Annotated in this window: 2 protein-coding genes; both read right to left on the bottom strand. The window is 71.0% G+C overall.

Features of this window, described 5'->3' with window-relative positions; genetic code table 11:
* Window positions 1–361 (bottom strand): hypothetical protein (locus ABZ319_RS10300; RefSeq protein WP_354986043.1); only part of this gene is annotated, 361 nt, incomplete at its 3' end.
* 525 nt (window positions 362–886) lie between these two features.
* The gene (locus tag ABZ319_RS10295; RefSeq protein ID WP_354986042.1) at window positions 887–15,286 is read right to left on the bottom strand and encodes an amino acid adenylation domain-containing protein; all 14,400 of its coding nucleotides are present in this window, start codon (window positions 15,284–15,286) and stop codon (window positions 887–889) included.
* Window positions 15,287–15,289: the final 3 nt, after the last annotated feature.

The following is a 15,289-nucleotide window of genomic DNA, read 5'->3' as shown; positions in this document are numbered from 1 at the left end:
CGGTGAGCCCGCCGAGCGCGCCCGCGACCGAGCGATCGGTGCTGCGCAGCGCGACGGCGGCGGTCCCCGCGCCCACCGCGGCGATGGCGGGGGTGCGGAAGCGTTCGGGCAGTGCGGCGATGCCGACGGCGGCGGTCACCACGTTGGCCGCCACCCCGTACCGGGTGGCTTCCTTGTCGTGCTTGCCGGACTTGGCGACCAGTTCCTCGACGACGGCGGTCGGCGCGGTGTCGGCGAGCAGCCGCCCGACCCCGTCGAGCATCGATCCACCCCGCGCGGCGGCCACCAGTTCTCCCGCGCCGAGCGCGCCCAGCCCTACCGCAGCCGCGCCGATGAGTCGACGCTTACCGTTCTCCGACACCGTTCGAACCTTCCGTAGCCGGGCAGCTTCGCCCATTGTTCGCCGGCCGGGCTGTGTCCCAGCAGGATTCGTCCGGGGGCTCCCTGTATCTCACACGAATTCGCGCGGGAGGGCCAGACCTCCCCCGATTTCGCGGCCGGGCCCGAAAGATACCAGCCGGTTCCGGGCAGCTTCACGGTCCGCTGCCGGCCTGCGGCGGAGGGGCCGATCAGCGCTCTGCCGCGCGGGCGGCGGCAGGGGTTCGGATCGCCGTCCTGCTGTCGGTGCCGGTGTACAGCCGTTCAACGGCACAGACAGCTCCGATGGACGCGTAGCCGCCGACAACGGCGATGCCAACCCGACCGGCAACCAGGCCACCTTCACGGTCGCCGCTGATACCTGGCCGGCGGGCGAGGGGATTCGGTCCTTCCCGAAGCTTCGAAGGCCCGGTGACCCGGAACCGGTCGCGGTAAGGGATGGTCTGCGACAGGTCCCGGCTCGTTCGGTATATCGCCGACCCACTCCGCTCGCGTCGGCGCCTCGCGGCTAGCGGCTGAGGTGGGAGTCGATGATCGGGCCGAGTCGAGCGAAGGCTTCCGCGGTGATCAGTTGATTATGGCCGAATTCGACCGTGTGCTCGGCTATTTCGCCCGCGACGTACGGCCGCCAGGTGGCGACGTTCGGGACCGGGTCCGGATTGCCCGCGGCGGTGAAGAACAGCAGGTCGCCGTCGAACACCTCGGGGCGGTGGGTGGACAGCCGGTGCAGCAGGGCGCGCAGGTCGCCGTGCAGGCGTTCGATCTCCGCTGTCGTGAAGGAGATTCCGGCGTTCGCCAGCAGTTCGGCGGCGTGCGCGGCGTCGAGATCCGCGAACTCGGGCGGGATGTCCAGGCCGGCGAACTCCTCGAGCAGGATCCCGAGCGGCGGCGCCGCGCGCCCGTCGGTGCTCCCGGTGTCCGCCCGCGCGTCCATCATGATCAGCGAGGGCACCTGTTCGCCGGCGCGGCGCAGTTCGACTGCCATGGCGTGCGCGAGCGGGCCGCCCGCGGAGTAGCCGAGCAGGTGGTACGGACCGTGCGGTTGTACGCGGCGGATCTCGCGCACGTAGCCGGCCGCCTGATCGACGATGGTCGGCTCCACGACGCCGTGTTCGGCCACGCCCGGCGACTGGATTCCGTACACGGGGCGCTCCCGGCCGATGAACCGCACCAATCCGCCGTAGCACCAGGCCAATCCGACCGCGGGATGGACGCAGAACAGGGCGGGCGCGGAACCGCCCGTGCGCATGGGGAGCAGGACACGCAGGGACGCTTCGACTTCCGGGTGCTCGGAGTCCTCGGCCAGTCGGCGCGCGAGGGCCGCGGGGGTCGGGTCCAGGAACATCCAGTGCAGCGGAACGGTGTGGCCGGTCTCCGCGCGAACCAGCGTCAGGAGGCGGACCGCGGCCATGGAGTTACCGCCGATCTCGAAGAAGTTGTCGTCGACGCCCACCCGTTCGGCGTCGAGGACGGTGGCGAAAGCGGTGGTGAAGGCACTTTCGACCGGGGTCCGGGGAGCGCGGTACGCCCGGCGGTGATCGGCCGCCGGGGTGGCGCGGTCGGGCACGCTGGGTGCGGTGGTCAGGGCGGGAAGTGCCGCGCCGGGGATTTCCAGGTCTCCGACGGCGCGGTCGGGATTCGCGGTGACCGTGGCGAACAGGTTCGTGAACGCGTCCGCCAGCGCCTGCGCGGTCTCCCGGTCGAACAGATCGGTCGCGAAGGTGAGAGATCCGGTCAGGCCCGCCGGATCGCCGGTGGGACCGAACTTTTCGGCCAGCATCCATTCGAGGTCGAACTTCGAACCCGGCGCGGGGGCATCGAGCGGGCGAATATCCAAGCCGGGCAACGCTATCGCGGTGGTCTGGATGTTCTGGAAGGCCAGCAGGACCTGGAACAGCGGGTGCTGCGCGGTGGTGCGCACGGGCGCGAGCGCTTCCACCAGGCGCTCGAAGGGCAGGTCCAGGTTTCCGTAGACGGCCAGATCGTCGCGGCGCACGGCATCGAGCACGGTGGCGAAGTCGGCGTCCGGATCTATCCGGGTGCGCAGCACCACGGTATTGACGAACATGCCGACCAGGTCGTCGAGTTCACCGTCGCCGCGACCCGCGACGACCGTGCCGAGGGCGATGTCCGCGGTGCCGGACAGCCGGGCCAGCAGCAGCGACAGCGCGGCGTGCACGACCATGAACGGACTCGCGCCGTGTTCCCGCGAGAGCAGTTGCAGCCGGTCGTGAACGGTTGCGGGGATGGCGAACTCGATGCGATCACCGATTCCGGAGGGCAGTTCGGGGCGCGGGCGGTCGGTGGGTATGCGGTGGACGGCGGGCAGCTCGGACAGCCGGGTGCGCCAGAAGTCGAGTTGCCGATGCGCGAGGCTGCTCGGATCCAGGTCGGAGCCGAGGATTTCCCGCTGCCAGAGGGCGTAGTCGGCGTAGTCCAGCGGGAGCGGGGACCAGACCGGCGGCTCGCCGTTCGTCCGGGACAGGTACGCGCCCAGCACATCTCGCGCGAGCGGCGCCATCGACCAGCCGTCGGCGGCGATATGGTGCACGGCCAGCGCCAGGATCGTGTGCTCCCGGCCCAGATGCAGGACCCACACGCGCAGGGGCGGCTCGGTCGTGATATCGAAGCCGCGCGCGAGTTGCGCGGTCAGCGCACCTTCGACTCCGTGTGCCCCGGTGTGGATTTCGAGCAACGGGGTGCCGCCGGGGGTGGCGGGCAGGATCAGCTGGTACGGCACGCCCTCGGAATCCTCGGGGTAGATCGTGCGCAGCGTATCGTGACGGGCCGTCACATCGTCGATGGCGGCGCGCAGGGCCGGAATATCCAGTCGCCCGGTCACATCGAACGCGCCGGGGATGTTGTAGACCGGCGAGCTCGGATCGTAGCGATTGAGGAACCACATGCGCTGCTGTGCGGCGGACAGCGGGATGTGATCCGGGCGGGGCCGCGGGCCGGGTCGGGGACGGTCGAGTGCGCCGCCGGTGACGATGAGCGCGGCCAGCTCGGCCACCGTCGGCGCGTCGAACAGGGCCCGAACCGGGACGGCCGTCCCCAGTGCCGCGCCCAGGCGGGCGACCACCCGGGTCGCGATGAGGGAATTGCCGCCGAGCGCGAAGAAATCGTCCGCGCGCCACACCCGGTCGACGCCGAGAACCTCGGCGAATACCGCGGCCACCGCCTCTTCCACGGGACCGGCGGGCGCCTCCTGAGTACCGGGGAACAGCTGCGGGGCGGGCAGTGCCGCCCGGTCGAGCTTGCCATTGGCGGTGCGCGGCAATTCCTCGAGCACCATGACGGCCGTTGGCACCATGTACGACGGAAGTCTGTGCGCCACCTCCTTCTTCAGTTGCCGAGCCGAGACATCGGCCCCGGGCGCGATCACCACGTAACCGACGAGACCGCCGCCGCCTTCCGGGCGGACATCGGCGACGGCCTGCACGACAGCGGGATTCGCCGCCAGCGCGGCTTCGACCTCACCGAGCTCGATGCGCAGACCGCGCAACTTGACCTGGGTGTCGGTGCGGCCCAGGTACTCCAGATCGCCGGCCCGGCTGCGCACCAGATCACCGGTGCGATACATGCGCACGCCGGGGAGGTAGGGGTGGGCGACGAAGCGCGCGGCCGTCAGGTCGGCGCGGCCGTAATAGCCTCGGGCCAGGGCGATTCCGGAGAGGTACAGCTCCCCGATCACCCCGTCCGGCACCGGGTGCAACCGCCGGTCCAGCACGAGTGCGCCGGCGCCGGCGATCGGGCTGCCGATGGTTATCGGGTCACCGGGCCGAAGCGGAGCGCTGCCGGTCGCCCAGACGGTGGTCTCGGTCGGGCCGTAGTCGTTGAAGTGCAGTCGATCCGGCGCGGCCCAGGCGGCGACCAGTTCGGGCGGGCAGGGCTCGCCGCCGTTGATGATCACCTGTAGCGAATCGATACCGACCGGGTCGACCGTGGCCAGCGCCGAGGGCGTGAGCGCGATGTGGGTGACGCGTTCGCGGGCGAGCAGCCGGCCCAGATCGGGCCCGGCGAACACCGCGGGCGGCGCGATGACGAGCGGGCAGGCCGCGCTCAACGCCATCACCATTTCCTGGATCGAGGCGTCGAAACTGGGCGAGGCCACGTGCAGCACGCGCGCGTCACCGGTGATGTGGTCGCGATCGTGCTGGGCGGCAGCGAGATTCGCCAGTCCGGCGTGCGTGACCACGACACCTTTGGGTACACCGGTCGAGCCGGAGGTGAATATGACGTAGGCCGGATTCTCCGGGCGCGCGGCATTGCTTCTCGCAGGCGCGCCCGCTGCGGTGCCGAGATCTCGGACGGTCCCGCCCGTGCCGGTGTCAGCTACCGATGCACCCGTGCTCGGGGACAGCTGGTCCGCCGGTCCGCGGTCCCGCGGATGGGCTCCACCGACGTCGATCCGTTCGGTTGCCCCGTGCACCGGCGAGCACGAGTTGTCGTAGACGTCCCGACGGGAAAGCGCTTCGCCGAGAACGGGTCCCGCAGCATCACGTGACCTCCGCTCGCCCACCGAGTCCGCCCGCGACGGTCCGGCTTCGCCGTGCACCGACAGCCACGTCACCTGCCCGCCCAGCCGGTCGCGCTGGTCGGCGACGGTTACCCCGAGGCGCACACCGGAGACATCGATGATCCTGGCTATGCGTTCGGGCGGGTAGGTCGGATCGATGGGGACGAACGCCGCGCCGGTGCGGGTGATCGCCCAGACCGCCAGCACCGATTCGATCGACCGGGGAATGCCCACCGCTATCAGGGTTTCCGGACCCGCGCCCGCATCGACCAGTCGGCGCGCGAGGAGTTCGGCGCGGGCGTCCAGCTCGCGGTACGTCAGTTCGCGGTCGTCGCAGACGACGGCGATTCCGTCGGGGTTGGCGGTGACGGCGTCGTGAATCAGTTCCGCGAGGGTGCGTGCAGCCGCCGCCGGGACCGGTGCGCGACGGGCCGCAGCGTGTTCGGCGGGAGTGCGGATGTCCATGTCGCCGATCGCCGATTCCGCGGCCGGGGACGTGGTCGCCGCCGTCAGCACGAGGGTCAGGCGCTCGAGAAGCGTCTCGACGGTGGACTCGTCGAAGAGGTCGGTGGCGTAGCAGCAGCGCAGGGTCGTGCCGCCGGGATCGGTGGTTACCGTCAGGCTCAGGTCGAATCTGGTGGTGGTTTGCGGGAATTCGAGCGGGGCGACGGTGAGGTTCGGGAGGTGCAGGGCCGGGAGGTGCAGGTTCTGGTAGATCAGCATGATCTGGATCAGCGGGTGGCGGGCGGCGGAGCGAGCCGGAGACAACAGATCCACCAGTCGTTCGAAGGGGACGTCGGCGTTGTCGAAGGCGGCCAGGTCGGCGTCGCGGGTCCGGTCCAGGAGATCGGCGAAGGGTTCGTCCGGGCGAATCTCCGTGCGCAGCACCAGGGTGTTCACGAACATGCCCACCAGGTCGTCGAGTTCGGGCCGGCCGCGACCCGCCACCGGGGTGCCGATCGCGATGTCGGCGCTCGTGCTCAGGCGCGACAGCAGCGCCGCGAGGGCCGCGTGCACGACCATGAACGGGGTCGCGCGCTGTGCGCGAGCCCGGCTCTCTATCGCGGCCGTGAGGTCGGCGTCGAGCCGGGCGGTGCACTCGGCGGCGCGGTAGGACGCTCGCGCCGGACGTGTTCTGTCCGTGGGTATTTCCAGGTGGTCGGGCAGGCCCGCGAGGGTGTTCGACCAATAGTCGAGTTGCCGGGACAGCAGTGAACCGGCGTCGTCCGCGCTGCCCAGACGAGCCAGCTGCCACAGGGTGTAGTCCGCGTACTGCACCGGGAGCGGCTCCCAGGCCGGGAGATGCCCGGCGGCCCGCGCGGCATAGGCCGCGGCGACATCCCGGGTCAGGGCGGCCATGGAGAACCCGTCGGTCGCTATGTGATGGGCGACGAGGACAACTACGTATTCCGCGCCGGCGGTGAGGTGTTCGGGCGCGTTCACAGGCGGTGCGTTACCGGGCGCGGACGATTCGGGAGCGGAATCGGACGCAGCGGATCCGGCGGGCGAGGAGTTCCCCGAAGTGGGATCGTGCGGCGTTGACGCGCGGGTTTCCACTCGGAACAGCCGCAGGCGCAGCGGCACCGCCGCGGTCACATCGAAACCCGCTGTGACAGTGTCCGTCACGACGCTGACCAGCTCCGTGGTGGAGACCGGCGCGACTTCGAGATCCAGCGGAACCTCCGCGGCCGGGACCACACGCTGGCTGCCCACGCCATCCACGTCCGGGTACAGCGTGCGCAGGCTCTCGTGCCGGTCGATCACATCGAGCAGTGCGGCGCGGAGCGCGGGCAGGTCCAGGTCGCCGGAAAGGCGCAGGGCCACGGGCACGTTGTAGGCCGAGGACGCCGGGTCGTACCGGTTGATGAACCACATGCGCTGCTGGGCGGGCGAGAGCGGCACCGGATTCGGGCGCGGTGCGCGCACCAGCTCGGGCTCCGCCGCACCGTCACCGGCCGCGCCGATGCGGCGGGCCAGATCGGCGACCAGCGGGGCTTCGAACAACAACCGAACCGGTACCGGGACGCCCAGCGCCGCGGACAGTCGCGCGGAAACCCGTGTGGCGATGAGTGAATCGCCGCCGAGCGCAAAGAAGTCGTCCTGCGCGCCGACGCGCTCCAGCCCCAGAACGTCGGCGAAGGTCTCCGCGATCACCGACTCCCGGCCGGTCGGCTCGATGTAGTCCGCCGTCGCCACCGTCGGTTCCGGCAGCGACCGCAGATCTACTTTGCCCGTGCGGGTCCGGGGCAGCTCGGCGAGGACCTGGATGGTCGACGGGACCAGATAGCGCGGCAGTCGCGTGCCCGCCCACTCCAGCAGTTCGGTCGCCGTGCGCCGGTCGGCGAGATCGGTTGTGCACGAGCCGGTCCGGTCCGAATCACCGTCGTACGTGATGATCGCGTCTTCCGTATCGATCGATCCCTGCGCCGTGTTTTGCGGATCGCCGGACCCCGGGAGGGTGCCGAGGCTCGGCTGCCGGGCCAGTGTCACGTAGGTGTGCAGGGACTGTGCGCCCGTGCGATTTCGGCGGGCGACCGTGACGGTTGCGTCCACGCCCGGGTGGGTGCACAGAACGGCGTCCACTTCGCCGGGTTCCACCCTGATGCCGCGAATCTTGACCTGGAAGTCCGCACGACCGGCGTACTCGAAACCCTGTGCGGTACAGCGCATCAGATCACCGGTTCGGTACATACGCGCGCCTGCGGCATAGGGGTCGGCGACGAACCGTGCGGCGGACAGCGCGGGACGGCCCGCATACGCGCGGGCCACACCGGGGCCGCGGATGTAGAGCTCGCCCACCACGCCGTCGGGAACCGGGCGGAGCCAGGAGTCCAGGAGCAGCAGGGTCGCGCCGGGGACGGGCGCATCGATGATCCCCGCCGTGCCGGCGGTCATCGGATCGCCGTACGCGGCGGCGATGGTGGTTTCGGCGGGTCCGTAGGAGTTGACCAGGACGCGCCCCGGCGACATGCGCTCGATCAGCGTCGCGGGGCAGGGTTCGCCGCCCAGGATGATCGCGCGGACCGTGGGCAGCGCGTCCGATTCCAGGGTGGCCAGGACCGTGGGTGTACAGATCAGGTGCGACACCGCGTTCGCGTCGATGGTGTCGGCCAGTTCCGCACCGACATTGGTCTCCGTGGCAGCGAGAATCAGCGTGCCGCCGGTCGCGAAGGTGCTGAGCCACACCAGGATTGCCGCGTCGAAGGCCGGGTTTAGGCAGTGCAGGACGCGCGCGTCCCGATCCATGCGGCAATGTTCCTCCGTCGCCGCGACCATGTTCGCGAGTCCGGTGTGGGTGACCACCACCCCCTTCGGGGTGCCGGTGGAGCCCGAGGTGAAGACGATGTACGCGGCGTGCTCCGGGCGGAGTGGTCGACGGCGGGCGGCAGCGGTGATCGGGGCGGCCGAATGCCCGGCGATCCGGCCGATCGTGGGCTCGTCGTCCACGACAATCCATGACACCGATCCCGGCAGTTCCGCTGCGAAATCCATGACGGTAATGCCCAGCACCGCATCGCATTCGGCGGCGATGACGGCGGTACGCGCGGCCGGCTGCGCGGTATCGAGGGGGACGAAGGCCGCACCGGTCTTGGCCACCGCCCAGAACGCGATCATCGACTCGACGGTTCGTGGCAGGGCGACCAGAACCGATCGTTCCGGACCGGCGCCGGCCGCGATCAACGCCCGCGCCAGCCGATTCGAGGACGTGTCCAACTGTTCGTACGTCAGTTCCGCGCCCCCTGCGAAACCTGCTGTTGCCATAAATGATTCGGATGGTCCGGTCCGAGGGAGCAGTTCGGACTCGATGCCGAGCGTTCGCAGCAACCGGGTGGAACTCGCCGAACCGATGACCGCTAGGGACTCACGAATCATGTTCGTGTCCAGCAGGTCGGGGAGCAGCGCGGGTCGCTTGGCCGGTGCGCCGTGCCGGATCGAGGTGCGGCCGTGTGTGTCCCCGAGTGCCCGGACCGGCGTCGCCGGGTCGGCGGTTAGCGCCTCCAGCAGTCGCGCCAGCTCGGTGGCGATCGAATCCGCCTGTTCCGCGGTGAAGTAGCGCGGCGAGCGGGTCAGTTCCAGGCGCAGGACGGGGTTGGCGTAGGTCGCCAGGGACAGCGGGTAGTGGGTGCCGTCGTACGCACGAATGCCGGTGACCCTCAGGTGCGCTCGTTCGGTGGCCGCGGTGAGGGCCGCGGCGTCCAGCGGATAGGACTCGAAGACGGTCGCGGTGTCGAAGAGCGGGCCGGAGGCCCCGGCGGCGTGGATGTCGTCGAGACCGAGGAATTGGTGTTCTGCCAGCGCAGCCTGTTCCCGTTGTACCCGGGTGAGCAGCGCGGCAAGGGATTCGGCGGGGTCGAGGGTGATGCGGACCGGAACGGTATTGACCAGCATTCCGATCATGCGATCCCCGCCGGGGAGTTCGGGCGGGCGGCCGGACACCGTGGCGCCGAACACGATGTCGGTCGCACCGGTGCGTTCGGCGAGCAGCAGCGCCCAGGCGACCTGGACCATGGTGTTCAACGTGACCTCGGCCTCGGCGGCCGTTGCACGCAATCGTTCGGCGGCTGCCGGGGACAGGGGGACCAGGTGCGCGCGCGGGGCCGTGGCCGTCTCGGCGCGGGGAGCGTTCGGGGCGACCAGGGTCGGGCCGTCCAACTCCGCGAGGGCTCGGGACCATGCGGCACGGGCACGGACGGAATCGCCGCCTGCCTGCCATTCCAGGTAGCGGCGGAAGGGGACGGGCGAAGCGAATCCGTTGTCGTCGCCACGGGTTTCGTACAGCGCCACCAGCTCGGCGAACAGCAGCGGCATGGACCAGCCGTCGAGGATCAGGTGGTGGTTGGTGATGACGATGCGGAACCGGCGTTCCCCCAGTGCGAGACACAGGAACCGGATCAGCGGCGGGCGGTCGACGGCGAAGGGCGTGCGCAGCTCCACCGCGGCCATCGCGTCCAGTTCGGCGTCGGCCGCGCCGATCGCCACCCGGTACTCGCACGGCACCCGGACATCGGTGACGATCACCTGGACGGCGTGATCGCCGTTCTGCACGAAGGCCGCCCGCAGTACGTCGTGCCGTCGGACCAGCGCTTCGGCCGCCGCGCGCAGCCTGCCGGGATCCAGATCCGCTTCGACATCGATCACGGCCTGCACCGAGTAGCCGTCACTGCCGCCCTCGGCCAGTTGCGCCTGGAAGAACAGGCCGCGCTGGAGCGGGGTCAGCGGCAGCGCGTCATCGAGCCGGCCGAATGTGCGCTCCCACGAATCGATGTCGGGCTGCGACGCGGTGAGCAGACCCAGGTCGGAGGGTGTGCGGCCGCCGCTACCCGGCGCGCCGACCAGCTGGGCGATCTCGGTGACCGCCGCGACCCACATCGCCGCCAGGTTCCGGACTGCGCCGGCGTGGACGGCGCTCGGCGCGAGCTGCCAGATCGCCCGAATCCGCTGCCCACGCTCGGATTCCAGCACGGCGGCGTCCACCGAGAGCACCGCGGCCAAGGGCATGTCCGCGTCGGCGTGCCCGCCGAGCCGATCGGCCATTCCCACCGGCAGCCAGTCCCCGCCGGCGTCTCCCTCCGGAATCTGCCCGAGGTAGTTGAACGCCACCTGCGGCTCACCCAACGCGCCGAGCTCCGCCGCGGTGTCCGCGTTCGAATACCGCAACAACCCGAATCCCAGCCCGCCGCGTGGAATCTCCCGCAGTTGCTCCTTGACCGCCTTCAGTGCCGCAGCCACCGAATCAGGCTCCGGGCCAACAGGTCCCAGTCGCACCGGCACCGGGGCGGTGAACCACCCCACGGTGCGAGACAGATCGGCCCCGGCCAGGACGCCCTCGTCACGCCCGTGCCGCTCCACCACGACGACCTGCGCGGCGCCGGCTTCCCCGTGCGCCGCCCGCCACCGCGCGAAGGCGACCGCCAGAGCGGCCAGCAGTGCGTCCTCGACCCCGCACCGGTAGGCGGCGCCAATTCGCCTCACCAGCAGCGCGGCCGCATCCCCGGGTACCTCGACCGTGAACCGCAGCGCGGCCCCGTGGGTATCGGCGACGGGGTCGATCCGCCGCTCCCCCACCATCGCGTCCGGGGCCAGAACGCCCTTCCAATAGTTCAACTCGTCGATCGGCCAAGCATTTTCGGCAGATCCCCGCGCGGCTCCTCCATTCCGCCGAGCCGTGCCCTCGAGATCTGCGCCGGCGTTCCCCGGCCCCGGACCGTTGTTCGCGTCCCCGGCGGCCGGTGATTCGGGTCGGTCCACGTCGCCCGGGTTCGCCAGCGTCGCCAGCCCGTGCGACCAGGTCCGGACGGAAGTCCCGACCGGATCCAGCCGCGGCGACGCCCCCTCGGAGACCTGCGCCCAAGCCGACATGAGATCCGGCAGCAGGATTCGCCACGACACCGCGTCACAGGCGAGGTGATGCACCGCTATCAACAGCCGCCCGGACTTCGCCGGACCGGAATCCAACCAGGTGAAGGCAACCATCCGTCCGGCCGAAGGATCGAGCCGCGCAACGGTCGCCGCCAGCTCGTCCGTCACCGAACCGGCGGACCGATCGGCTACCGCCACCTCCCGCACACCGGAAGTCGGCTGGCCGGAGTGGAATTCGACATCCCGCGCGTCGCCGGACCCTGCTGAGCATGCGGCGGACTCGGACTTCGGGCTGCCGCTGCCATTCTGGTGCTCCCCGTCCGGATGGTGAGCGGTGCGGGAGTGGCCGTGAGATTCGGGGTGAGCCGCATCGGCGGACGTGGTCGCCGGTACGACCGGCGCACCCGTGCTCCGGTCGTACGGCGCATCGGAGTGCGGCCCGACGGTGGGATCGACTTCCTGCCAAGAGATTCGCACCAGCCGGTCGGCGACATCGGCCTCACGGGCCGGAGGGACCTCGAGTTCGTACCCGGCGGGGGTTTCGACCAGCCGAGCTCGCAGCAGATCGTGGTGGGCCAGCAGGGATTCGAGGGTGGTGGCCAGGGAATCGAGGGTCAGGCCGCGGGGAGCGCGCAGGACCATCGATTGGGCGAAGCGGTCGTGGTGGGGGCGGGTGACGAGCCAGGCGGCCACCGGGGTCAACGGGAAGCGGCCGGTCCCGCCGCCGGGGAGTTCGGGCAGGTGGGCGGGACGGTCCCGCAGGTGGGTGAGGACCGCCGAAAGTGCTGCGGGAGTGCGGTGTTCGAAGACCTCACGGGCGGAGAAGACGAGACCGGCGGCGCGGGCACGGGTGACAAGGGTGATGGCCATGATCGAGTCGCCGCCGAGGGCGAAGAAGGAGGTGTCGGGGCCGACCGCCGGGGTGGCGAGGACTTCGGCGAAGAGGGCGCAGAGGGTGCGTTCGGTGTCGTCGGCCGGGTCGCGTTGCGAAAGTGGCGCGGCGGGAACGGGTTCGGGTAGCGCGCGGCGGTCGATCTTGCCGTTGGCGGTGAGCGGGAGCGCGCCCAGGACGGTGATCGTGGCGGGGACCATGAAGGGCGGGAGCCGGTGGGCCGCGTGGTCGAGCAGATCCGGTTCGGTGACGATGGACCCCGCGTGCGGAACCACGTAGGCCGCCAGCACGGTTCCGCCGCCGGGGGCGGCGCGTGCCACGGTGATCGCGATCTCCACGGCGGCATGGGTATTCAGGGCCGCGTCGATCTCGCCGAGTTCCACGCGCATGCCGCGCAGTTTGACCTGGAAGTCGCCGCGCCCGACGTACTCGAGCACGCCCGGTCCGCTCCACCGCACGAGATCACCCGTGCGGTACATGCGCGTGCCGCCGGGTCCGGCCACGAAGCGCTCGGCCGTCAGCGCGGGCCTGCCCACGTAGCCGCGCGCGATCCCGGGGCCGGTCACGTACAGCTCACCGGCCACACCGAGGGGAACCGGCCGCAGCCAGCGGTCCAGCACCCGCAGCCCCGCACCGGGAATCGGTGCGCCGATCCCCGCCCGCTCCCCCGGCGTCAGGCCCCGCGTGTAGGTGACGGCGACCGTGGTTTCGCTCGGGCCGTAGGAATTGAGCAGATCGCGCCCGATGCCGAAGCGCGCCACGATATCCGGCGGAGTCGGCTCCCCGCCGGAGGACACCGCACGCACCCCGTCCAGCGCGCCGGGCTCGAGGGTGGCGAGCACGGCCGGGGTAGAACACAGCTGCGTGATCCCGAAATCCCGTACCAGCGCGGCGAGTTCATCACCGATGACCGGGTCGGTCTCGGCCACCACCAGCGTCGTCCCGGACGCGAAGGCCATCAGCCACTCCAGCACCGAGGCGTCGAAACTCGGATTGAGGCACTGCAGCACCCGCGAATCCGCCGTGACCCGATACGAATCCACCACTGCCGCGGCCAGGGCCGCCAGTCCGGCGTGCGTGACCACCACGCCCTTGGGCGCACCGGTGGACCCGGAGGTGAACACGATGTACGCGGGATTCGCCAGGCGCGGCACACCGCACAGCTCGCCGGGGGTGAGCGCGTCGTCACGAAAGCCGATCCATCCGGCCTGGTCAGACAGCAGCCCATCCAATGCCAGCCAGCGCACCGAATCGGGCAGTTCCGCGGCTCCCGCCAGGGTCAAGCCGATCGACGCGCCGCATTCCTGCGCGATCCGCTCCACCCGCTCACTCGGCGACCCGGTCCCCAGGGGCACGAACGCGGCCCCGGTCTTGGCCACCGCCCACAGCGCAACCATGGCCTCGATCGAGCGCGGCAGCGCCAGCAGCACAGCCGATTCCGGCCCCAGCCCCGCCGCCAGGAGTCTGCGCGCCAGCCGATTCGAGAGCGCGTCGAGCTCACCGTAGGTGAGCCGCCGCCCGCTCCCGACCACCGCGACATGCTCGGAACCCGCCCGCCGCAACCCATCCCGCAGAATCTCCGGCAGCAGCCGGGGCGCGGGCGGGGCCAGCCCGTCCACCCCCGCGAGCAGCGCCCGTTCGTCCCCGATCCAGTACTCCAGCTCCGCGACCGGTGTCTCCGCCCGCGCCGCGAGCACCGATTCCAGCAGCACGAGCAGCCGCCGATGATGCCGCCCCAGCGAATCCTGGTCGTACAGCCGGGGATTGGCCGCGAAGTCCACGTGGATCGGCGCGTCCGCACCGTGCTGATAGAAGTTGACGAACAGATCCTCGATCGGCCCGGACGTCACCACGTGCAGCGCCGACCGCACACCCGCGAAGTCGATCCCTTCCGGAAACAGCATGATGTTGATGACCGGCCCGACGATCCCCCGCCCGAACTCCGGCCCCGCGGCACGCCCGCCGACCGCGTCCGAGGCATCCGCGCCCCGGCCATCCGCAGAACCGATGCCCGCTCCGGGCGGAACCGTCCCCGACTCCGCGTGCTCTGCGCCGGCCGAAGTCACCGCAGCCACCGCGCTCGTGTCCGGCCATTCGGCGCGGTCCGGCAGCCGCTGCTCGAACCGCATCTCCTCGTGCCGGAACCGCTGGTGCCGCAGCGCCCCCGACGCCGCCACCCGGACCGCGTCGACCACCTCCCCGAGGCACCCGTCGCGCGGCACCCGCACCCGCAGCGGCACCACATTGGAGATCATCCCGCCGGAGCGGCGCAGCAGCGCCGTCGTGCGCCCGGACACCGGCAGGCTCAGTACCACGTCCTCGGTGGCGGTGAGGCGGGCGTAGTACAGCGCCACGGCCGCCATGACCAGGGTCGCCGGACTCGTGTCGAAGGTTTTCGCCGCGGCCGCCAGGCCGTCGGCGGTCGCCGCGCTCAACTCCGCGCGCGCCTCCCGTGCGAGCGCGCGGGCCGGGGCGGTCGCGGACACCAGGCTGCACCGCTCGGGCATCCCCGCGGTGACCCCGCGCCAATACTCGGCGTCGCTGCCGTACCGGCTCGACTCCCGATAGGCCATCTCGGCCTCGTGCACCGCGACCAGCGAGGCGGCCGTCGTCTCCGGCGCGGATTCCCCGCGCACCTCGGCGTTGTACAGCTCCGCGACCCGGTACAGCAGGGTCACCGACCCGAAGCCGTCGATCAGGATGTGATGCCCGCGCGTGTACCAGAGGTGATGATCCGCTCCGACCCGCAGCACGGTGGACAGCCCGACCCGATTCCCGACCATGTCGATGGGCGCGACCACATCGGCCCGCATCCACTCCAGCGCCGCCGCAACGGGTTCCGGCTCATCCGCCAGGTCGAGAAACCCCACGGTGGGCACGAGGCTCGGATCGATCACCTGATGCGGCTGATCCTCGATCTCGACCAGTCGCAGCACCCCCGAACCGAACTCGGTCCCCGCCCGCTGTGCCGCCCGGCGCAGCGCCGGAACCCGCAGCGGCCCGCGCATCTCGATGTACTGCGCCTCCGACAGCGGAACGCCGGGATCCAGCCGCTGGGCGTACCACAGGCCCAATTGCGCCGGGGAGAGCGGGAATACGGTGGCGGTGGTCTGCTCGGCCGAGAGTTCGCGCGTCATGAC

It is taken from the genome of Nocardia sp. NPDC005978 (assembly GCF_040614455.1).
In the GTDB taxonomy this organism is placed as follows: domain Bacteria; phylum Actinomycetota; class Actinomycetes; order Mycobacteriales; family Mycobacteriaceae; genus Nocardia.
This window is presented reverse-complemented; position numbering and strand designations above follow the sequence as displayed.